The following is a 20,865-nucleotide window of genomic DNA, read 5'->3' as shown; positions in this document are numbered from 1 at the left end:
ACCTACATGGACATCGAACGACTGGATCTCGAGGAGTGGGACTCGGCGCTGCCGTCCTCCGGCGCGGGCGTCGAGACGTTCCACGATCCGGACGCGCTGGCCGTACTCGACGCCCACACCGACGCTGAAATGCGGCTGTACGGCGCGTTCAAGGGACAGCAGGCCGTCGGACTCCTCCCCGTCTTCGTCGAGGACAGGCCCGTCGGACGAACCGTCTTCTCGCCACCCGTCTCGATGGGCGTGCCGCGACTCGGACCGATCATCAACCCGAACAGCCCGAAACGTCGCAAGTGGGAGCGGATCAACGCGGAACTCGCGGCGGGCGTCCTCGAGGACGTCGATGCCGATCGGCGGTCGACGCTGTTCCGGATGACCTGTCCCGTCGGCTACGACGATCCGCGACCGTACGGCTGGAACGACCTCTCGGTCGAACCGGAGTTCACGTACGTCGTCGACCTCGAGGGCTGTACCGACGTCGAGGATGCGATGAGTGGCTTCAGCAAGAGCCTGCGAAACGAGATGCGCCGGTACGACGACCTCGACCTGCGGATCGAAACCGAGGGGATCGACGCCGCGCTCCGGATCTACGAGGACGTCGTCGACCAGTACGCCGAGTACGACGACGAGGCACCGATGACCCGACAGTTTCTGCGGGATCTGCTCGCGTCGCTCGAGGACGACCGGTGGCGGACGTACGTGGCGCGGAGTCCGGACGGGACGTACCAGAGTGGCATCCTCACGCTATTCTCGAACGACCTGGCCTACTACTGGCAAGGCGGTGTGACCGCCTCCTACGAGCACGTCAGCGTCAACAACCTCCTGCACCGCCGGATTCTCGAGGACATCGTCACCGATCCCGAACTCGAGTCGATCACGGGGTACGACCTCGTCGGTGCGAACACGGAACGGCTCTGTGAGTACAAGGGGAAGTTCAACGGCGAGTTGCGACCCTACTACGTGATCGAGTCGTCGGGGCTCGAGATGCAGATGGCGAAGAAGGCCTACCAGCGGGTCAGCGGCTCACTGAAGTAACGCATCTCTCGAGATCCGACCGGCTTTCAGTACTTCTGTTCGTCGGATGATAGGCCGAGGTCGTCGTAGAATTCCCGATCGATGCGGTCGCGCTCGGAGAGCCAGCTTTCGAATCCCGACCGGTCTGTGGGGTAGGCCTCGTACTGTCGTTCGTACGCAGCGACGTGGTCGCGCGTCTTCTTGAGGGTGCGGATGGCCTCGTACAGTTCGGTCTTGCTCACGTCGAGCGTATCGAAGGTATCCTCGCGGTACTCCGCGACGAAGTTCCTGACGACGCCGGCACCGACGAGGAGTTTGCTCTTGAGATCGTCGACCTCCGTCGACGTGCCGACGATTTCCCGGAGCTCTTTTTCTGGAAGCAAGGCGGTGAGCGCACGAAGGACGTTCACATCGATCGAACTCGCGGCGACGTTGTACGCGTCCCACGAGGCGAGTTTCGCCGCCTCACCGTGTTCGCGGTACAGCCAGCGGTTGTGCTCCCAGAGTCCGTGCTCGGAGACGTCTCCGTCCTCGATCGCCTGGACAGCGGCACGCCCGGCGGAGTAGCCGGAGTACGCCGCCCCACGGATGCCTTTGCCCGTGATCGGATGCGTCGTCCCCGCCGCCCCGCCCACGGCAAGGTAGCCGGGAGCGACCATCGAATCTAGCGGACGCCGGAGCGCGATCGCCGACCCGAGTTTGTTCTTTCCGTCGAACTTCTCGGCGACGGCCGCACCCTGGTACTCGGGGCGGTCCTCGACGTCACGGCGCAGGCGGTCGTTGAGCGGAATCGGCTCCTTGTTCATCTGGAACCCCAGTCCGACGTTGATCTGCGTCGGCGTGCGCGGGAAGTACCAGATGTAGCCCAGTTCTTCCAGGGGCTTCCCGACGATGGCGTCGTGGTACGCTACCGGCTCCTCGGTCTCGATGATCTCGCGGTAGGCCGAACCGAAGTGGGTGTAGTGAGGAATCTCGAACGTCGGACTGCCGGGCGTGTCGAGGCTCTCGAAGTCGACCATATCCTGCAGGATCGACTGCGCTCCTGCGGCATCGATCAGCACGTCACACTCGTAGGTGACCGGCTCGCCGTCCCGAACCGCCTCGACGCCCGTGACGCGACCGTCCTGGACGACGTCGTTCACCACCGTGTCGTAGTGTTGATCGACACCCAGGTCGGCAGCCTGCTCGAGCAGGCGCTGGCCGAACTCGTAACGGTCGACGACGTTGCTACCGTTCTCGTACGGCAACACCTTCCGTACGCCGAGTTCCTCGTCCCAGTATTCGATCCGGTCGATGCTGTTGTCGACGAGGACGGACTCGTCGTCGGCGATCGCGTCCATGTCGATCGGGCCCGGGTAGTTGCTCGGATCTCGAGGACTCTTGATCGCGTCGCCGCAGGCGATGAACCCGCCCCGCTCGCGCGGCTTGCGCTCGAGCTGGACGACGTCGATCCCCTCGTCCGCTGCCGTCGCCGCCGCGAAGCAGCCCGCTATTCCGCCCCCGACGACGATCACGTCGTACTGGTTGCACACCATTGGGTACTGGCCCTTCGTTCGGAAATGAGAACCGTAACTCTTGCTTTTGGGGTGAGACAGCAGGGGTAGTTCGTCCGGCCGGGCGTCTCGCCATCACTCCATGTAGCCGAGCCCCTTCAGCCGCTCCTCGACGCCGTCGAAGTCCTCGTCGACGTCGCCGTCCGTGCTCGATTCCTCGCTGGAACCGGCGGTCGCTTGTGGCTCCACGCGCCGGACCGTCGGATCTACGTCGGCCTCGAGCAGTTCCGTCCGTACCTCGCCGTCCATCTCGTCCGGGATCGGCTCGCCGATGCTGTGCAACAGCGTGGGTGCGACGTCGACCACCGAGAGGTCGTCGGGTTCGCCTTCCCCGCTCGAGCCGTCGATTGCCGGCCCGTGAGCGAAGAACACGCCCTCGCTGCGGTGGCTGGCAGCTTTCGTTCCGGCGGGGGCGAAGACGTCGTCGCCGAGCTTCGTCTTCTCCTCGTAGCCGTCCTTTCCGACGACGATCAGGTCCGGTGAGGCGTCGTCGTCGGGGAACACCTCGTCGCCGTCGTAGACCGACAGCGCCCGGTCGCCGGTGTCGGGATCAGTGACGTCCTCGAACGCGGATCTGAGTTCGCGCTTGACCGCGTCGACGTTGGCGGGAGCCACAGCCCCCTCCTCGAATCGGTCGATGTCGTTGACGTAGACGTAGCTCGGCCCGTGAGCGAACGCGATAGTGTCCTCGAAGTCGACGTCGTACAGCCCGTGGTCGCCCGGCACCTGCTCGGCGATGCCGTCGACCAGCCCTTTGGGGAGCGACTGGATGAATCGCTTCTCGTCGATTCCAACGCGTTTCAGCGTCCCGAGGACGTTCGACTTCGTCACGCCGAGCTGGGCCAGCGAGCTTCCCGCCGCGTTGCGGTCCTTCCGAGAGAGAAAGCCCTCCTGCTCGAGCACTGCGTTCAGGTGGACGAACTTCGAGATCGGTCCGAAGCCGTGATCGGAAGCGACGAAGAGGTTGGCGTCGCGCTCGTCGACGTACTCGAAAACGTCGGCCAGGATGTCGTCGAGCTGTTTGTAGTGCTCTAAGATGACGTCTTCCTCCCAGATGAGGTGCTGAAGGCGGTCGGGTGCGGTGAAGACGAAGAAGAACAGCCGCCAGTCGTCGATCTCCATAAGTCGGTTCATAAGGGCCCGGCGCGCGGCGACCAGCGAGTTCAGGTCCTTCTGGAACCGGTCTTCTTCGCCGGCGTAGTCGTACCAGTTCAGCCCGATCCGGTAGTCGGGAATCTCCTCGGTGATCTCGTCTGCGAGTTCCGTGGGATGGGCGAACCGTTCGTTCGTCGACGGCGAGATCATTCCCGAAACCATCGCCCCGTCGATATCGCTCGCGGGATAGGTCATCGGGACGTTGCCGACGACGGCCGGCGAGAACAGGTTCCACAGCGCCGGGCACGTCCGGTCGGCGCTCGTGTTCATCTCCTGAGTGTAGTCCGTCTGGAGCTTCTGAAACCCGTAGATCCCGTGATTGTCCGGCCGCGCCCCGGTCGCGATCGTCGGCCAGGCCGTCGGCGTGGTCGGTGGGATCGTACTCTCGAGCGGCGCGGCGACGCCTTCGTCACGAAGCCGTCGGAAAGAGGGTAGTTCGCCGGCATCGATCCACTTCCGCAGGAGGTTCCAGGGGACGCCGTCGATGCCGAGCACGAACGCGCGGTCGGTGTCGCTGGCTCTGGTCATAGAGAGAGTTCGTTCACCCCCTCACCGGGCCCACTGTTTGTTATGGCCGGGGTTACCGATTGCAGCGCCCCGGTAACCGGAGACGACTGCTCGAGACACTGATTCGACGACGAGTTACGACGTCAGTAGACCGCTATCCGGACGTTTCTGGGCTCGTTGTGTACCGGTACGCGTCGACAGCGAAGGAAATTCAGGATGCGTGACGCTCTTGTCGGCAGGAAATTCAGAACACATGAACTCTCGTGGGGCGGTACTACTGATTCTGTAGTTCCGGTGCGACCGGCGTATCGACGTCGGTCTCGTGTTCGAGTTCCTCGAGTCCGGCCTCGAGTTCGGGTTCGGACGACTCCAGTTCCGTTCCTGCCGGCTCCTCGAGTGCTCCCGTCGCGACCTCGGCCATCGTCTCGACCTGCAGGTCGGTCGTGCGGCGTTGCTCGTCGACGTACTCGAGGATGCGACGCAGTCGTCGAACGTTCCGTGCGGTCGTGAGGTCGTTCGGGTGCAGCCAGAGGTGACAGATCCCGTCGCTCTGCGCTGCCGCGTCGATGCCGAGTTTCGCCTTTCGGAGGACTGGATCGCCCGCGATCGGTTCGACGACCGTTCGAGCGAGCCCCTCGAAGGAGAACAGACACAGCGAGCCGGGAACGGCGACCAGCCCGTATTCGTCGACCGTCGGCGAAACGAGCGGTGGTGCCGTCTTGCCCGCGGAATAGCTCGCGAACTTGCCGACCGGATACCACCAGGAGCCGTCGTACCATCGCGACGGCTCCACGCCCCGGTAGCAGGTGAAGTCGTACTCGGCGAGGACGTCACGGTAACCGACGACGTTACGGGGGAAGACGAACGACTCGAGGGAGATCCCCCACTCGCGTGCGGCCGCGCGACAGGCCTCGAGTTCGGCCTCGACGACCTCGCGGTCGGTGGTCGCCGGATCGAACAGGGCATGTGAGAACGAGTGACAGCCGATCTCGTGGTCGACGTCGGCCTCCTGGACCCGTTCGATCAGGTCGGGGCCGAACCAGCGGTCGTTCTCGCTGGCACGACCGCCCGGATCGCGTTCGAACCAGTCGGCGTCGGCCGCAGGATGGGACGCGTGTCGCCCGTCACACTCCTCCAGGAAGAGGTGGCCGACGATCGCCCACGTCGCCGGAATTTCGTAGGCGTCCAGCCACTCGACCAGCCGTCGCCACCCCCGGCGAGCCCGTCGGATTCGACGTTCAGGGGGCTGCTCGAGGTCGTGGAATCCCCACGCGAGCTCGGCGTCGATCGAAACGACTACGCGTCCCATCGGTACCTTCGGTGTCCCGCTCGGTGGTTCGTGCTCCTGCTCATGCGTTCGATCGGGCACGGGGGCTGGCCCCCGATTGCCACACACTATGTTATCTAAATTGAATTATTAAGTATGGGCACTGTTATCTCGAGCGGTATCGGTAGGCGGCGTCTACCCCGGGACAGTAACGAGGACCTGTGGGCGTCGATCCCGGACGGCGTCCTGTTATCACGCCGAGAGGACGCGTTATTTCGTTCTTAACTAACGTTCGGAATCCGATACTGGATGGCATGGCTGACGTCGAAGTGGGGCCGAACCACCCTCGAGTACACGGGGTTTCCCGTATCGGACGGCGAGCCGGTCGGCCGTCGACCGGTCGAAACCGCTTCGGGATCGATCGGCTCGAGCAATCGCTTTCCGAAGGTGGTATCGATGGGTAGTGGCGGGACTACGGCCGAAGACGCCGCCTGGACGGACGGCTCGGTCGCCGTTCCCGCGATCACGGCACCGAGTACGCTCGCGTGTTTCAGATCGCTCGGCCGCCGGAACGGAGAGCGAATCCGAACCATCGCGCTCGCGGATCGCGACGGTGTTCCGGCGACCCGGTCGAAGTACTGCGACGAGTCGGTTCCGGTGCCGTCCCCACACGAGGATCTGGTCGCGTACAAGGACGCTCTACTGTCGATCGCGATGCGCCCCGACGTACGGACGATCATCCCCGTCCGGGACGTCGACGTCTACGTGCTCGCGAAGTACAGAGACGAGTTCGACGAGTACGTGAGCACGCCGTGGCCCGACATCGAGACGCTTCGATCCGTCCAGGACCGGGTACGGCTGTTCGACGCCGCGGAATCGGCCGGCGTCGCCGTCCCCGAGACGAGGTTGCTCGGCGATTCGAACGACGACTGGGATCGCCAGTGGATCGTCAAGGCACGGTACTCGATTCTCGTCGACGAGTACGTCGACCGCTACTCGCCCGCGGAGTTTCTCGACCCGCCCAAGACGGAGTATCTCCGACCGGGTGCCGAGCCCGACGTCGACCGATTCCGGCGGGAGATGGACCACGACCCCCTGTTACAGGAGTACGTCCCAACCACCGAGGAGTACGGCTTCTTCGCGCTGTACGACCACGGCGAACCGGTCGCGACCTTCCAGCACCGACAACGTCGCGGCTACAGCTACGCCGGCGGCGCGAGTTCGTTCCGCGAATCGGTCCGGATTCCAGCCCTCGAGGAAGCAGGCCGGGACCTGCTCGATCACCTCGAGTGGCACGGCCTGGCGATGGTCGAGTTCCTGCGGGACGACGAGACAGGCGAGTTCAAACTCATGGAGATCAACCCCCGGTTCTGGTCGTCGCTGCCGTTTTCGGTTCAGGCTGGTGCCGACTTCCCCTACTACTACTGGCAGCTTGCGAACGGCCGGAAGGATCGGATCGACCACGAGTACGAAGCAGGACTCGCGGGACACCTGATCCGGGGAGAACTGCTCTATCTCCGTTCGATCCTGTTCGAGGACGTCGATCTCGCCGAGAAACCGTCGTTCACGACGGCAGTGTCGGAGATCGTCACATCGATGGTCGAGCACCCCCGGTTCGACTGTGCAAGCGTCGACGACGTCCGTCCGTTCCTGTGGGACATGCGAGAAGCGTACAATCACTACAACGGACGCGTCTGATCGCAAAAACGTCGTTACTCGTCAGTGCCGCAGTCAAGAGCCGTCGATCGGCCTCGAGACGCCACCGTCTACTCGGCGACGTTGTACTCGAGGTTAACGGCTGCTTTGCCGACGAGTCGGAAGTCGGTGATGTCGCCGCTGAAGCGGTACGTGTCGCGGCCGTCCCCGACGACGCCGCGGACGGTCGAGCCGTCGATGACGTCGTCGTCGTGGACCGAATCGTCACTGGCGGCTCTGGCGACGTCACCCTCGACGGTGAACGAGTACGAGGTCGGTTCGCTCGTCTCCGATCCGTCGAACTCGAGCACGTGGGGTAGTTCCGCTGGCGCGTCGTCTTCGTCGTCATCGTCGTCGCCGTCCCACGAGCCGACGCCCTCGAGCTCGGCGGGATCGAACGGTTCGCCGTTGACGACGGCAGTGACGTCCGAGTCGGCCGTCACGGAGTCGATGCGGCCCTCGACGTAGAAGTCGTCGCGGTAGCCGCCGAGGTAGCCCTCGATGACGAACTCGTCGCCGTCGGTCGAGACGGTGTCTCGGTAGGGATCGTCCGAGCCTGTATCGGCGTCGTCGCCCGTCTCTGCGTTGCCCTGTCCCGTCAACTGGTACTCGGAAACGCCGCTAGAGTCGTCCTCGAAGACGAGGTGGTTGGGTTCGTCGTCGTTCCAGACGTCCTCGATACCCGAGTCGTCTTCGTCATCGTCGTCGCTGTCCCACGAGCCGACGCCCTCGAGCTCGGCGACGTCGAACGTTTCACCGTTGACGACTGCGACGACGTCCGAATCGGCGGATACCGAGTCGATGCGACCCTCGACGTGGAAGTCGTCGCGGTAGCCGCCGAGGTAGCCTTCGACGACGAACTCGTCGCCGTCGGTCGTCACCGTGTCCCGATAGGGGTCGTCCGACCCGGTGTCGGCGTCGTCGCCCGTCTCTGCGTTGCCGTGACCCGTCAGCTGGTACTCGGAGACGCCGCTGGAACGATCCTCGAGGACGAGGTGGTTGGATTCGTCGTCGTTCCAGACGTCCTCGATGTCGGGGTCGTCCTGGCCGTCGTCGTCTCCGTCGTCACCGTTTCCCGGGTCAGAAGGCGGATTTGGGTCGGAGTCCCCGGACTGTCCGGATGCCGCTTCTTCCGCACTCAGTGGGACGCCCTCGACTTCTTCGGGTTGGGTGCGTCGGGCGGACCCGACGGAAGAGCCGTTGATAGCGCCGTTGGACTGGACGACGTCGGTTCGCCACGCCGTATTCTGGGCGTTGATGACTGGTGGGGCGTGACCGCCGATTCCGCTCGCGTGAGCGACCATGTCGCCGACGCGGTTGCCCTGGAGGTCACAGTCGATCACGTCGATCTCGCCGTAACGGACCCAGACGCCGCGGTGACAGTTGATCGCGACACAGTTCTCGACGGTCGAGCCGCCGGGAACGCGCCACGCTGCGGGTTGCATATCGCGGGCGTAGGAGTTGCGAATGTCGACGGTACCGCCACCCGTCCGCGTGGGTTCGGAGGCGTACACCGCGTTGTCGGCCACGTGTTGAACGTGGAGGTTGTTGATGTCGATGTGCCCGGAGTGGCGTCGGTTCACGAAGACACCAGTCGGACTGTTCGGGTAGTTCGTCGAGGCCGCACCGTCGCCCATGTAGACGTTCTCGATCACGCCGTGGCCGCTGCAGGCGGCGTGGATGAACGCGTGGCGTTCTCGCGTATCCCACCGGCCGAGCCAGCCGACGTTCCGGATCTCGAAGTCGCTGATCCCGGTCGCCCAAATTTTCGCCTGGGCACCACGTGCCGTGATGTCGATCAGGACGTTCTCGAACGTTTCTCCTTCGCTGAGTCGGTGCTGCCAGAACTCTCCTGGCCCGACCTCGATCACGTCGTAGTCTTCGGACGCAGCTGCGGATCCGGCACCCGCAGCGAGTCCCGCACCGACCATCGACGTTACGCCGGCCGCTTTCAGGTACGATCGGCGGTCGATTAACGTGTTATTACCGGGAGTATCGTCGCTCTCGGCTCCTCTATCGTCATGTCTACCGTCATCCAGCTTCTTTGGATCGCGTGCCATGCATTGCGACTAACGAAATTCTATCGATATAAACCTTCTCGTACAAATGAAGTAAAATATCCTGAATATCAAAAAGTGATGGGTATTAAGCCACGAATTTTTATACATTCATGCAGTAGTCACGAACGCAGAATCGTCGTACGTGACGGTGGTAAAAACGGATTACCTCGGAAATCCTACCGGTAAGAGCGTACTACCGTCGGCAAACGGACGAGTCCCGGATTCGGACTTTCAGGCCGGAAAGAGCACGGAATAGTGACGATCCGGGTCCCAGACCGGTGGTCGTCGATACCCGTTTTCGGCAGATCGATTGCACCGATCAGGTCAACTGGGCAACCGTTTCTCGAGGATCGACGAGTCCGCTCAGGACGACCAACCCGGCCCAGACGACGACGCCGGCGGCGATTACGCCGACGAGCGTCGGCAGCGTCGACGCGTACGGCATCAGTGAGAGGACGGCGACGCCCATCGCAGCCGCGATACCGCCCGCGGCCCCGAACGCTCGCACGATCCGGCGGAGATCCAGCGAGAGCTCGAGGTGCATCACGTAGACGTTCACGAGCGTGTAGATCCCGAAGGTGACGACGGTGGCGACGGCGGCACCGACCACGCCGTAGATCGGAATCAAAACGACGTTCAAACCGACGTTCGCGACGGAGGTCACACCTTTCGCGATCGCGCGCGCTTTCGCCCGCCCGAGGTAGTCGAGGCTGTTCGTCGTGATGTCGGTGATCGACTGGAACACGATATAGATGCCAAGCACCTGCAAGACTGGGGCAGCACCGGCGTACTCGCTGCCGAAGACGAGCGTGACGGCGGGATCAGCGACGAGGAAGATGCCGACCGCAGCAGGCATGTACAGCAAGAGGACGTACTGGAGCGACGTCTCGTAGATCCGGGCGGCACGCTCGAGCGATTCCGTCGCTTTCTGCTCGCCGAAGGAAGGCGATATCGAGAACCCCAACGAGCCGGAGATGACGGTGACGAACTCCGAAATCTGTTTCCCGAGCACATAGTAGCTAACCGCGACGGGCGTGAGGAAATAGCCCACGAGGACGGTGTCGATCTGGCGGTCGAGGACGTTCGCGCCCTGGGAGGCCGTCAGCGGAACGCTGTACTCGAGGATTCGGTTTCGAAGCGACCGACTTCCGCTGCCGTCGGGGTAAGCCGTGTAGAACTGCCGATAGAGCAGAACTGCTCCGATCACCGTCGCGATCCCGGCCCCGAGTACGTAGCCGAACAGTGCACCCACGACGCCGAATCCGAGCGCAGTAAACGCGACGACGAAGATCACGCGTCCAACCGAGTTGATCACCTCGATCCGGGCGCTCAGTTCGACCCGGTTGAATCCCTGGAACAGCGTCTGGTGGTACGAGTACAGCGACAGCGCACACAGATAGAGTGCCCCCACCACGAGTAACGTCGTCAGTGCCGGCGTCTCGAGTATCGCCGCGATGAGATCCCGACCGACGAGGAGTGCTCCGGCGACGATTCCGAGCAGGAGGAGTCGGTACCGGATCGACGTCCGGAGGACGAACCGCACCGTCCCGGGATCGGTCTCTTTCCGGTCGGAGACGTACCGTGCGGCCGAGCGAGCGAGCCCGAGATCCGACCCGAGCTGGGCGACCGTGACGATAGAGATCACCAGAAAGAGCAGGCCGTACTCGTCCGGCGTCAGCAGGACGCCGGCAAGCAGGAAGATCAACAGCCCGTTGGAGACTGTGTTGAGGAGTCGTGCTCCGAACGTCGCCTTGAAACCCTCTATTATTCGTTTCGTCGACATTAACTGGCGTCAGCCTCGCGGTTCAGTTCGAACGGGTTCGATCGATACAGCCGCTACTCGAGCGCAGGTCGCCGGTCTCGTCGTCACTGCCACGCCGTTGGACGAGTCAGGGCATTGTTACGAGCCAGCTACCCGCGACAGCAGGGGCATAACAAACCACGGGCAAACGGTGGGTCGTACCGATGCGACTCGGGCTCTACCACGCTCACGCGGGGACGAAAAGCGCCGGCGGAAAGGCGGTGTTCGTCCGACAGATCGCCCGCAAGCTGGCGGCAGATCACGACGTCTTCCTCTACACGAGGTTCGAGCGACGCGAAGACGTCGCCGACTCACTGCTCGAGTCGAACGTCTCGCTCTACCGTATTCCGCCAGTCGAAAGCGACCGCGTGCGCCGGTTCGTCCACCAGCGAACTCCGCTCGGGGCCACCGACGTGCTCCCGCTCGTGAGCGGGCTCCGGTCGGGACTGTGCTCGCACGTCGACGAGAACGTCGACGTCCTGCTCACGCACCGATTTCTCGAGGATACAGTGCTCTCGAACCTGGTCGACGTCCCGACCGTCTACCAGTATCACAACGTCGCAAGCGTCGGACTCGGCGCACGGATCCGGGAGCGATACAGTGCGACGAGCGTCCACCTGGCGAACTCGGAGCAGATCGTCCGCGAGGTCTCGGAAAAACTCGATCGGTCGGTCGACGGTATCGTCTCTCCGGGACTGGACCTCGAGCGGTTCACACCGCAGGCGACGCCGAAACTGACTTCCGACGGCCCGTCGATCCTCTTCGTCGGTCGCGTCCGGGAAGGGAAAGGCGTTCACGAACTGCTCGAGGCCGTCGCTCGCCTCCCGCGAGACGTCGACCTGTACGTCGTCGGCGACGGCGACTGCACGGCCGTTCGCGAACGAGCCGAACGACTCGGTGTCACCGACTCCGTCGCGCTGGTCGGCGAGGTTCCCCACGAGGCGCTTCCCGGCTACTACGCCGCCTGTGACGTCTTCTGTAACCCGACGCGGTACGAAGGATTCGGAATGGTGAACCTCGAGGCGATGGCCTGTGGACTGCCGGTCGTCACAACCGATCTGCCCGGGATCAGGGAGTACGCCACCCACGAGGAAAACGCCCTGCTCGTTCCCCCGAAAGACGTCGACGAACTCGCGGGCACACTCGAGGGCGTGCTCGAGTCGCCGACGCTCCGCGACGAACTCTCCGACGCCGGTCGCCGGACGGCACGACAGTACTCCTGGGAGGCACAGGCCGAACGGCTCGTGGAGTTCTGTCGGACGGTCCTCGAGGAAGAACGAAGTGGGACGTCGTCGGCGGTTCGCGACGACCGCGGTTCTCGGTCGGACGGGCCCGATCAGCCGCTCTCGAGGTAATTCCTCTTACGAAAACAGAAACTCGAATCGGGAAGTGACCGCCGTCAGGCTTCCGCGAACTCCGGTTCGGCGTTCACGTAGTAGAGTTCGAACTCGCCATTGGACTGGATGCGGTCGACGCCAGGCTGGTCCGAGACCGACTCGAGTTCGCCTTCCGTGTACCGTAGCTCCTGATAGGCGACCGTCTCTCGCTCGTAGTCGGTCTGTGTGAGGACGAAGTACCGGTCCTCGTCGTAGTAGTCGGCGAGTCCCACGCCGACCCCTTCGTCGGGTGGCCCCTCGTGCAGTCCCATCCGTTCGGCGTTGCCGTTCACGGCGTCGTCGTACCGGTTAGGTCCGTTTCGCAGCCCGACGAACTGGACGTCCTCGAGTTGGCCGTCGAACGCCGTTTCGTACCCCTCCATCTGCGTGTCGCTGACGTGTGGCGAGGCGTGGTAGGTGTACGGCGAGGGGAAGACAGCCGCGAGCGAGAGCACGAGCAAGCAGGCGAAGCCGACGGCGAAAAGCGGCTGACTACCGGGGAGCCGCGCCCTCGAGCGTGGCTCGTCGGAATCGGAGAGCCACGCGAAGACGCCGTACGCTGCGATCGAGCCGAGGATCGTAATGAAGACCATCATCAGGCCGAACACGCGGAAGTGCATCGTCGACCCCGGTGCGAGGAAGTAGATCACGAATATCGGGCCGAGAGCGACGAGCGAGACGGTGAAGTACGTCGTTTCGGGGCGAACGCGCCGGAGTAACGTGGACCGTGACCCGACGAGTCCGAACGCGAGCGCGACAGCCAGCAGCGTGAAGATCAGTTGGACGAGAAACAGCTTGAGGAAGATTTCGGTCAGGCTGCCGCCAATCGCGGCGAGCGAGGCCCCTTGCGCTGCGACGGTGTCAGCGCCGCCTCGCCCCTCGAGGATGAACTCGATGGCCGAACTGAGGAAGTACTGGATCATGCCGCCGAAGAAGCCGTGGTTCGAGGTCCAGACCAGAAAGACCGCGACCAGCAGGAGTGTGTGGCCGTACACCGCCGTCTGGCCGGCGATCTGTCCGTCGCTCGCGACGCGTCTCGCGAGGTGCTGGACGACGACGATCGCGAGGAAGACGACGATCAGGTGGGCAACCAGCTGTGGGTGGTAGACGACGGTCGCGATCGCTACGACCGAGAGCGCGACGCCGATCGCCGAGAACGTCGACGCCGAGCCGTCGGTCCGGAGGTATCTCGCCAGCAGGTAGACCAGCAGTGCCGAGAACATGACCGCCTGGGACATCGCGTGAGCGGACATGTACATCGAGATGGTCGTGATCGGCAGGAGCAGAAACGCGGCGAACGTCGCGATCACCATCGCGCGTCGATCCTCGACGATCGCTCCGACGGCGAGCGGAACGAACACGCAGAAGACGAGCACGGCGAGCAACACCACGTACAGCATCGACTGCTCCAGCGGCGTGCCGAGCGTCGAGTGAACGAGCGTCGTCGCGGTGTGAATCCCTGGATAGTACAGTTCGAACGGGAGCATCGTCCCTTCGCTGATCGCTCGCGCCCAGCCGAGGTGGGTCAGCGCATCGTGCTGGCCGTAGAACCGATAGCCGCGCACGATCGGGAGTCCGGCGAAGACGGCCATCGAGAGCCCACCTAGCAGGAGGGCGACGGGGCGCGTTCGACTGTGGCCGTCGATACCGGACGGCGGAACGAACGCGACGGCCAGCGCGATCCCCACCGCGAGCAGGAGTCCCACCCAGAAGAGCGGCGAGATCGAGGTGAACAGCGACAGTTCGTATCCCGTCGCCGGCTGCGAGTGAGCCAGGAGGACGCTGCCGGCGAGCGCGAGGAATCCGATCGCGAGGGCGACCTTTCGGAGCGGTTCGGCGGCGGAGGCTGAGTGAGCGGACATTCGGATTGCTCCGTCGTTTTCCCGTAGTCGTCCTTGTTATTCTCCGGCTGATGACCGTAAGCGCCGGAATACTGTCGTCAAAATTCGGTCCCTCGGACCCGTAAGACAGCGTATTCGAGAGCGCGGAGGCGAGCGACTCGAGGGCGTCGCTACGTGAGAAACCGAAACGTCAATGGCGAGAAAGAGATCGGTCTACTCGAGGTCGTCGTCCTCGATTTCGATCCAGAAGTGAGTGTAGCGGTAGGCGTCGTCGGTCGTCGGCGTCTCCGGCACCTCGTCGTCGAACAGCATGACGGCGATCCGGACCTCGCCGGCGTCCGCGTCGGGCGTGACCGTGCGATCCCCGTGGCCCGTCGTCCCGTCGCCGAGTGTGTAGTCGATCTGGCGTAACTCGGTGCGCTCGAGGACCTCACCGTCGTCGACCCACTGCTCCTGAACGACGGCTGTGTACTCCTGGTGTTCGCCTTCCTGGTTCTCGACGGTGACGATAAGCGGGATCGACTCGCCGGACTCGACGCTGTCGGGGAGGTCGCCGGCGACGTACTCGCCGTCGTCGGTCTCGGTAAGCAATCGCAGGTCGGTGTACTGTTCGTCGTCCTGGGGAGCGGCGAGAGCGTAGCCGACGCTCGTAAGCGCGATCACCATACTGACGACCAGTAGCAGGTTGATCGCCGTCGTGGTCGACGACCGGGTGTCGAAAATCGCAGCACGGAGCGCACCGAGCTTTCGCAGCAGTTCGAACCGGTACCGGTCGGCGGGGGAGACGCGTGCCCGTCTGACGGCGGCGAGCAGTATCGCGGCCAGGACGAAACCGCTGACGGTCCAGACGACGACCGACGTCGTGTACTGCCAGGAGGTAGCGGCGATTCCCAGGCCGAGCAGCGGCAGGACGGCGAAACTCAACCCGAAGGACAGCGCCACGCGTTCGGTCTCCGTCACGGTCTCCGTCCGGCCGACCACTGGCAGCGTCTCGTCTCGGTCGGCCCGGACGCCTCGCGGGAACAGGATCGAAACGATCGCGTAGCCCGGTGCGAGAAACAGGAGCGGAAAGCCGACGAAAGCGCGGATCACTGGCGACGTGACGTCGACGACTGCAAGCAGTGTGGCCGCACCGAGGACGAACACGGTGAGACCGGTCAGATCGGTCGGTATCCGGGCGAATACTCCCATTTCCTGCCCGGAGCCGGTCGCGAACGGGCGGATCAAACGTTCCTTCATCGACCGACGACTCGACCGATCCGGCCATTGTTACTAGTCGGATAACCGACGGTCAGGGGTCGATGACCGTTCGCATCGGAGATACTGCCGAGCAATGCGAAAGGAACGACTCGAGGGAGACCGGACGCGAGTAGCGCCGGCCTATACTCGACGAAACACCCCTCGCCGCGACGACGAGTCCCGAAACAGGGCGCTTACAAAGACCGTTCGCGGCGACGCTTCCCGTATGAACCGACGAGCGAGCGACGGGAGCGAGCGATCGGTCCCGCGAAAATCGAAGGGTGGTCGCCGATGAGCGTCGATGTTCGCGTCGCCACGGCAGACGACCTCGAGCGCTGGAACGGTTACGTCGAACGATCGCCACAGGGACGGCTGTGGCACGAACGCGAGGCCCTGGAGGTACAGGCAGACCACGCCGATGCGACCCTGCACCCGCTGATCGGGTTCAAGGGCCAGGAAGCGGTCGGGCTCTTCCCCGTCTTCGAGATCGACAAGCGGTTCGTCACGACCGTCTTCTCGCCGCCGCCACACCTGCGGGTGCCGTACCTCGGGCCCGCCTTCCTGAACATGGGGAAGCTGAAACAGCGCAAGCGCGAGCGACGCCGGCTGGCGTTCGTCGACGACTGCATGGAGTGGATCCGATCGGAACTGGGGCCGAAGTACAGCCACGTCCGGACCGCGACCGGGTTCGCGGACGCACGGCCGCTCGAGTGGAACGAGTACGAGGCCTCGCCGGAGTACACCTACGTCGTCGACCTCGAGCGCGACCGCGAGGATCTCCTGCTGTCCTTTAGCAGCGACGCCCGGAGCAACGTCAGGAACGCGGACGACGACGCCTACGAGATCACGGTCGGCGGCCGCAAGGAGATCGAACTGATCATGGAACAGGTCAGGAATCGCTACGAATCACAGGGCGTCGACTTCCGTGTCCCCGACGAGTTCGTCCTCGACCTCCACGAACGGGCCGTCGGCGGCGAGATTCGACCCTACACGCTGCGGGTCGACGACGAGTTCGTCGGCGGCATCCTGGCGGTCGAGTACGGCGACACCACGGGTCGGTGGCTCGGCGGCGTCCGAACGGATACGGAGGTTGACCTGCCGACGAACGACCTGCTCGACTGGACGATCATGGAGGATGGCCTCGATCGCGGGCTTGCCGGCTACGACCTCGTCGGGGCGGACAACCGCCGCATCAATCGGTACAAGGCGAAGTTCAACCCCGAACTGCGGACCTACTACAGCCTCGAGTACGGGAGCTGGGGGATGCGCCAGGCTGCGTCGATCTACGATTCGGTGAAGTAGTTTCGCCAGGCCGGGTTCTACGGTCGGCCTCCGATTCCGGCCCGGAGTGTCCGCGCGGCGGCGACGAGCGCCGAGACGACCAGTCCGACCAGGTAGTACATCGTCGTGAGCGAGACGACGAACACGGCGGCCGTCCCGACGAAGCCAAGCGGTTCCACTACCTGGTAGAACGCCATTCCGAACAGCGGATCGAGGACGAGAATCGAGAACAGCGACGCTGGCAGGTAGACGACGGCGAACCAGATCGTGCGGACGACCTCGAAGACGGTTCCGCCGTCGATACCAGTGGCGGTGAAGACGTATCCGAGAGTCCACGTTCCGAGCGCGAGCGTCCAGAGGACGGCGACGACCGCGAGAACGATCCGGTTGATGGCGACGCGTCGGACGCCGCGACCGACGTCGAGGAGGACACTCGGACTGGTGGATCCGAGGTTGTCAGCGGTGACCATAGCAGAACTCGAACGGCCACGAACGTAATGACAGCGCCCGTCCGTTTCGCGAAAGTGGTCACTCCCTGTCGCCGTCCGACTTCCGGTCAGTCGACGACGTGATTCGCGGCCGTTCGGTATCGGTCGTAGATGTCCTGTGTCGTGTCCTGAACGCGCTCGTCGTCGGTTTCGAACGTCGCCTGCAGGACGCCGTCGTCGTAGGCTCCGAGAACGACCCGTTCGTCGCACTCGAGCAGTCCGAACGGAACCTCGTCGTGAACCGCGAGCGAGACGTCCCCCAGCGTCGCGGCGACCCGGACTCCCCCGCGGAGTTTCGAGCAGAAGGAGTCGTAGGCGTCACCGTCGACGACAGCCTCGACCGTCGCGCCGTCGCGAACGCAGGCGACCAGTGGCCGAACGTACAGCGGCGACGCGACCGGAGCGAGAACCCTGACCTGGCCGGCCCCGTCGAGGGCGTCGATCACGTGCGACACGGGCGCGTGTGGATCCGCAGACCGCCGGCAGGTCGTCGTCCCGTTCGCGTCCGCGAGATCGGCCGCCGTGAGGTCGGTTTCTCCCGTCGGGAAGGACTCGAGAAACGCCGCGAACTCACGTCCTTGCTCCAGGCGCTCGAGCAAGGAAAAGACGTCGTCGGCGACCAGTTCCGCGTAGGTCGTCGCGCGGTACGTTCGTCCCTCGCTCGACGCCAGCCGTTGCTCCGCGAGGGCAGAAAGCGCTCGAGAGACGGTTCGTCGGGAGGCGTCGACGTGGGGAGCGACGTCGGAGGCGGTCGCCGGGCCGCGTTCGAGCAGGTACTCGAGGACGCGAAGGCGGACGGGCGAACGCGTCAGGGTGGCGAGCGTCTCGAATCCGTCCCCGTTTTTCTCACGGTTCATCGTACTGTTTGACACGTTCGAAGGCCGATCGCATAAGCGTCCCGTCGGGCCCAGCGAAGCCCGTAACGCCGACTATAGCGGGAGTCGTGGCAACGCAACACCTGCATGTCGTACGTAGACGGGAGCGATCTCGCACGAATCACGCTCCGAGAGCTAGATCACGTCGAACGTATCGCTTAGACCTTGACGACCGTCGTATCACCGAAGATGTCGCCGAGTCGCTGGTTGTCGTCGGTCACCAGAATGAGGACGATCGCGACGATAATCGGGAGCAGTGCCGCGCCGCCGATCAATTTCGTGATATTACGGATTACGGCACCGGCACCGGAACACTCCCGGCCGTCAGTGTAGACGACGCGAATTCCGAGCAGCATCTTGCCCGGCGTCTGTCCCCACTTCGCTTCGGAGCCCACGTAGTAGGCGATCAGACCGACGAGTCCGACGAGCATACCCATCCCTTCCGCGGCGTCGGCCGATCCTCCTGCCGAGAACAGGAATATTATCGGGAACATGAGCACGAAGATGGCGATGAACGATGCGATGCCGTCGACGAACCACGCTGCGCCTCGCTCGAGTAATCCTGCGTGTCGTAACCGTGAACGTTGGGGACCAACCATACTGCGTCCAATAGATCGTTACACCAAAAATTCACGTGGTTCGTACCGACCGGCCGAAGGCAACGAATTCGACGCGTAACAGCGACCATAACCAAGTCCCTTTCCCGTGGAGCACCCGCCAATGGAGGATCGATCTTCGCTTCGAACGCTGCTCGTCGGTATCGACGCGGCCTGCGAACGGGTGCTCGAGCCGCTGTTCGACGACGGCGAGGTACCGACGCTCGAGTCGTTCTACGAGGACGAGACCGCGGCGAGTGGGCCGCTCGAGTCCCAGATCCCGCCGTGGACGGCGAGCGCGTGGCCCTCGATGTACACGGGGAAGAATCCCGGCAAGCACGGGGTCTACGGCTTCCTCTCCTTCGACGGCTACGACTGGGACGTGGTCAACGCGACCGACGTCCGCGAGCGGGCGCTGTGGGACCTGCTTTCGGACCGGGGCTACTCGAGCGTCGTCGTCAACGTTCCCGTCACCCACCCGCCGCGGGAGTTCGATGGCGCGTTGATTCCGGGCTACACCGCGCCCGAGAACCCCGACTGTCATCCCGAAGGCTTGCTCGAAGACGTTCGAGAAGAGATCGGTGATTATCGCGTCTACCCCGACGAAACGATCGACGACCGCGCCGAGAGCTACAGCGACTGTGCGCGCATGCGCGGCGAGGCGTTTCGCTACCTCGCCGACCGGGTCGACCCCGAGTTCGGTTTCCTCGAGTTCCAGGTGACCGACTCGATCTTCCACAAGGAACCCGACAACGAGGAGGCGATCCGTGCGACCTACCGCGAGGTCGACCGCCAGCTCGCCGAGACGATAGAGGTCTGCGATCCGGACAACGTGATCCTCGCCAGCGACCACGGGATGGGCCCGTACGACGGCCGGGAGTTCCGGATCAACGAGTACCTCCGTGCGGAGGGACTCGTCGAGACCGAACGCGGCGGCAGCGGGATGCCGACCTGGGCGACGGTTCGCGACGACGCGCTCAAGGCCGGCACCGCGAGCACCGACCGCGAACCCGGCCTCGGCGAACGGGCGATGGCGACGGCCGCGACCCTGGGGCTGACCAGCCAGCGGATCGGCGCCGTCCTCGAGCGATTCGGCCTCGAGGAAACCGTCGCGAACTACGCCCCGACGAGCGTCGTCAACGCGGGCGCGACCCAGGTCGACTTCGCGTCCTCGAGAGCGTTCGTCCGTTCGCGGATCGAACTCGGCGTCCGGATCAACCTCGAGGGCAGAGAGCCCGACGGCGTCGTCCCGCAGGAGGAGTACGAGGCCGTCCGAACGCGGATCATCGACGCGCTCCGATCGGTCGAGACGCCCGACGGCGACCCCGTCTTCGAGGCAGTCCGTCCCCGTGAGGAGTACTTCCACGGCCCCGAGAGCGAGGACGCCGTCGACGTGGTCACCGTTCCCGCCGACTTCGACCACTTCCTCTCGGCGACGCTGCGCGACGAACAGTTCGGTCCGCCATCCGAACCCTGGAATCACAAACTCGAGGGGACCATTGCAGCCAGAGGACCCGATATCGACGACGATGCGGGCGTCGGGAACGCCCACCTCTTCGACGTCGCACCGACCGTCCTGGCGACGCTCGGCGTCCCGGTTGACGACCGGATGGACGGCCAGCCCCTCCCCTGTGTCGACTCGCCCGGCGTTCGTAGCTATCCCCGACTGGACGACGACCGCTCGACCGGGACGGACGACGTGGCGGTCGAAGAACGACTCGCGGATCTGGGCTATCTCGAGTGATCGGCTTCGCGCTGTCTCCCTCGTGTGTCACTGTATCGAAACGTATTCGGTCCGACTAGCGGACAGTCACGTATGGACGAACAACTCTATCGATACCTCGTGTTGATCCTCCTCTCGTACGTCGCCGTGTTCGCGTTCGTGATACTGGTCGAACTCCAGGATCTCGGTGGTTTGCTAGCGGCGGTGGTGCTCGGAACGGTCGTCGCACTTACGGTCCTCGCCGTCGGCGAGGGACGAGTGTGAGAACACGACCGGTCGAGGGAGCGCCGTCTCGAGAAGCAGCGTCGACCCGTAGCGACTGAATCTTCTTCTAAACAGCGTACGAAAGCCGAATGCGCACACTCTCGATAGTATTCGACCGTCCACGATGCCCGAC

At 64.1% G+C, this 20,865-nt stretch carries 16 protein-coding genes; 6 read left to right on the top strand and 10 right to left on the bottom strand.

All coding sequences use genetic code 11. From position 1 onward, the window contains the following. The first annotated feature begins 6 nt into the window (after positions 1-6). On the top strand, positions 7-1,032 hold the full coding sequence (locus BLR35_RS08970; protein WP_090380658.1) for a GNAT family N-acetyltransferase: 1,026 nt from the start codon (positions 7-9) through the stop codon (positions 1,030-1,032). Positions 1,033-1,058: 26 nt separating this feature from the next. Here BLR35_RS08970 and BLR35_RS08965 read toward each other — a convergent pair whose 3' ends face one another. From BLR35_RS08965 to BLR35_RS08955, 3 genes are all read right to left on the bottom strand, one after another. Continuing rightward, complete coding sequence (locus BLR35_RS08965) at positions 1,059-2,546, bottom strand: geranylgeranyl reductase family protein (protein ID WP_090380655.1); 1,488 nt, start codon at positions 2,544-2,546, stop codon at positions 1,059-1,061. Between the two features lie 93 nt (positions 2,547-2,639). After that, complete coding sequence (locus BLR35_RS08960) at positions 2,640-4,247, bottom strand: alkaline phosphatase family protein (RefSeq protein WP_090380652.1); 1,608 nt, start codon at positions 4,245-4,247, stop codon at positions 2,640-2,642. Between the two features lie 253 nt (positions 4,248-4,500). Continuing rightward, on the bottom strand, positions 4,501-5,535 hold the full coding sequence (locus BLR35_RS08955) for a polysaccharide deacetylase family protein (RefSeq protein ID WP_090380649.1): 1,035 nt from the start codon (positions 5,533-5,535) through the stop codon (positions 4,501-4,503). Positions 5,536-5,949: 414 nt separating this feature from the next. On the opposite strand from BLR35_RS08955, the gene BLR35_RS08950 reads away from it, so the two are divergent. Next, positions 5,950-7,191: a carboxylate--amine ligase gene (locus tag BLR35_RS08950; RefSeq protein WP_090382881.1), complete on the top strand. Its 1,242-nt coding sequence runs from the start codon at positions 5,950-5,952 to the stop codon at positions 7,189-7,191. Between the two features lie 68 nt (positions 7,192-7,259). Here the strand turns inward: BLR35_RS08950 and BLR35_RS08945 are convergent, their stop codons facing one another. Continuing rightward, complete coding sequence (locus tag BLR35_RS08945; RefSeq protein WP_244510212.1) at positions 7,260-9,248, bottom strand: hypothetical protein; 1,989 nt, start codon at positions 9,246-9,248, stop codon at positions 7,260-7,262. 319 nt (positions 9,249-9,567) lie between these two features. Then, entirely contained in the window at positions 9,568-11,031 is a 1,464-nt protein-coding gene (locus tag BLR35_RS08940) for a flippase (RefSeq protein WP_090380646.1), read from the bottom strand. A gap of 182 nt (positions 11,032-11,213) precedes the next feature. On the opposite strand from BLR35_RS08940, the gene BLR35_RS08935 reads away from it, so the two are divergent. Further along, complete coding sequence (locus tag BLR35_RS08935) at positions 11,214-12,404, top strand: glycosyltransferase family 4 protein (protein ID WP_090380643.1); 1,191 nt, start codon at positions 11,214-11,216, stop codon at positions 12,402-12,404. Between the two features lie 44 nt (positions 12,405-12,448). Here BLR35_RS08935 and BLR35_RS08930 read toward each other — a convergent pair whose 3' ends face one another. Together BLR35_RS08930 and BLR35_RS08925 are read right to left on the bottom strand one after the other, a co-directional pair. Next, positions 12,449-14,287: a hypothetical protein gene (locus tag BLR35_RS08930; protein WP_090380640.1), complete on the bottom strand. Its 1,839-nt coding sequence runs from the start codon at positions 14,285-14,287 to the stop codon at positions 12,449-12,451. A gap of 192 nt (positions 14,288-14,479) precedes the next feature. Continuing rightward, positions 14,480-15,505 (bottom strand): DUF1616 domain-containing protein, encoded by a 1,026-nt coding sequence (locus BLR35_RS08925; protein WP_090380637.1) that lies wholly within the window; start codon positions 15,503-15,505, stop codon positions 14,480-14,482. A 291-nt stretch (positions 15,506-15,796) separates the two neighbouring features. Here BLR35_RS08925 and BLR35_RS08920 point away from each other — a divergent pair, with 291 nt between their 5' ends. Next, positions 15,797-16,807 (top strand): lipid II:glycine glycyltransferase FemX, encoded by a 1,011-nt coding sequence (locus BLR35_RS08920; RefSeq protein ID WP_090380634.1) that lies wholly within the window; start codon positions 15,797-15,799, stop codon positions 16,805-16,807. Between the two features lie 17 nt (positions 16,808-16,824). On the opposite strand, the gene BLR35_RS08915 is transcribed toward BLR35_RS08920, so the two are convergent. The 3 genes from BLR35_RS08915 to BLR35_RS08905 all read right to left on the bottom strand — a co-directional run bounded on the left by BLR35_RS08915 (position 16,825) and on the right by BLR35_RS08905 (position 18,748). Then, positions 16,825-17,256, bottom strand: a complete 432-nt coding sequence (locus tag BLR35_RS08915; RefSeq protein ID WP_090380630.1) for a hypothetical protein — start codon at positions 17,254-17,256, stop codon at positions 16,825-16,827. 86 nt (positions 17,257-17,342) lie between these two features. Then, a complete protein-coding gene (locus tag BLR35_RS08910; protein WP_090380628.1) occupies positions 17,343-18,131 on the bottom strand; it encodes a helix-turn-helix transcriptional regulator in 789 nt (262 codons plus the stop codon). A 176-nt stretch (positions 18,132-18,307) separates the two neighbouring features. Beyond that, positions 18,308-18,748, bottom strand: coding sequence for an RDD family protein (locus tag BLR35_RS08905; protein ID WP_090380625.1), 441 nt, complete (start codon positions 18,746-18,748; stop codon positions 18,308-18,310). A gap of 121 nt (positions 18,749-18,869) precedes the next feature. On the opposite strand from BLR35_RS08905, the gene BLR35_RS08900 reads away from it, so the two are divergent. Then, entirely contained in the window at positions 18,870-20,489 is a 1,620-nt protein-coding gene (locus BLR35_RS08900) for an alkaline phosphatase family protein (RefSeq protein ID WP_090380622.1), read from the top strand. A gap of 72 nt (positions 20,490-20,561) precedes the next feature. Continuing rightward, positions 20,562-20,732: a hypothetical protein gene (locus tag BLR35_RS20655; RefSeq protein WP_170831000.1), complete on the top strand. Its 171-nt coding sequence runs from the start codon at positions 20,562-20,564 to the stop codon at positions 20,730-20,732. Positions 20,733-20,865: the final 133 nt, after the last annotated feature.

Origin of the sequence: Natronobacterium texcoconense (assembly GCF_900104065.1) — an archaeon.
Taxonomy (GTDB): Archaea; Halobacteriota; Halobacteria; order Halobacteriales; family Natrialbaceae; genus Natronobacterium; species Natronobacterium texcoconense.
The sequence above is the reverse complement of the archived record's forward strand: the minus strand, read 5'-3'. Positions and strand labels throughout refer to the sequence as shown.

Coding starts and splice junctions, on each gene's coding strand:
- BLR35_RS08970 (WP_090380658.1), top strand. CDS start 7: ATGGACATCGAACGACTGGATCTCGAGGAGTGGGACTCGGCGCTGCCG.
- BLR35_RS08965 (WP_090380655.1), bottom strand. CDS start 2,546: ATGGTGTGCAACCAGTACGACGTGATCGTCGTCGGGGGCGGAATAGCG.
- BLR35_RS08960 (WP_090380652.1), bottom strand. CDS start 4,247: ATGACCAGAGCCAGCGACACCGACCGCGCGTTCGTGCTCGGCATCGAC.
- BLR35_RS08955 (WP_090380649.1), bottom strand. CDS start 5,535: ATGGGACGCGTAGTCGTTTCGATCGACGCCGAGCTCGCGTGGGGATTC.
- BLR35_RS08950 (WP_090382881.1), top strand. CDS start 5,950: ATGGGTAGTGGCGGGACTACGGCCGAAGACGCCGCCTGGACGGACGGC.
- BLR35_RS08945 (WP_244510212.1), bottom strand. CDS start 9,248: ATGGCACGCGATCCAAAGAAGCTGGATGACGGTAGACATGACGATAGA.
- BLR35_RS08940 (WP_090380646.1), bottom strand. CDS start 11,031: ATGTCGACGAAACGAATAATAGAGGGTTTCAAGGCGACGTTCGGAGCA.
- BLR35_RS08935 (WP_090380643.1), top strand. CDS start 11,214: ATGCGACTCGGGCTCTACCACGCTCACGCGGGGACGAAAAGCGCCGGC.
- BLR35_RS08930 (WP_090380640.1), bottom strand. CDS start 14,287: ATGTCCGCTCACTCAGCCTCCGCCGCCGAACCGCTCCGAAAGGTCGCC.
- BLR35_RS08925 (WP_090380637.1), bottom strand. CDS start 15,505: ATGAAGGAACGTTTGATCCGCCCGTTCGCGACCGGCTCCGGGCAGGAA.
- BLR35_RS08920 (WP_090380634.1), top strand. CDS start 15,797: ATGAGCGTCGATGTTCGCGTCGCCACGGCAGACGACCTCGAGCGCTGG.
- BLR35_RS08915 (WP_090380630.1), bottom strand. CDS start 17,256: ATGGTCACCGCTGACAACCTCGGATCCACCAGTCCGAGTGTCCTCCTC.
- BLR35_RS08910 (WP_090380628.1), bottom strand. CDS start 18,131: ATGAACCGTGAGAAAAACGGGGACGGATTCGAGACGCTCGCCACCCTG.
- BLR35_RS08905 (WP_090380625.1), bottom strand. CDS start 18,748: ATGGTTGGTCCCCAACGTTCACGGTTACGACACGCAGGATTACTCGAG.
- BLR35_RS08900 (WP_090380622.1), top strand. CDS start 18,870: ATGGAGGATCGATCTTCGCTTCGAACGCTGCTCGTCGGTATCGACGCG.
- BLR35_RS20655 (WP_170831000.1), top strand. CDS start 20,562: ATGGACGAACAACTCTATCGATACCTCGTGTTGATCCTCCTCTCGTAC.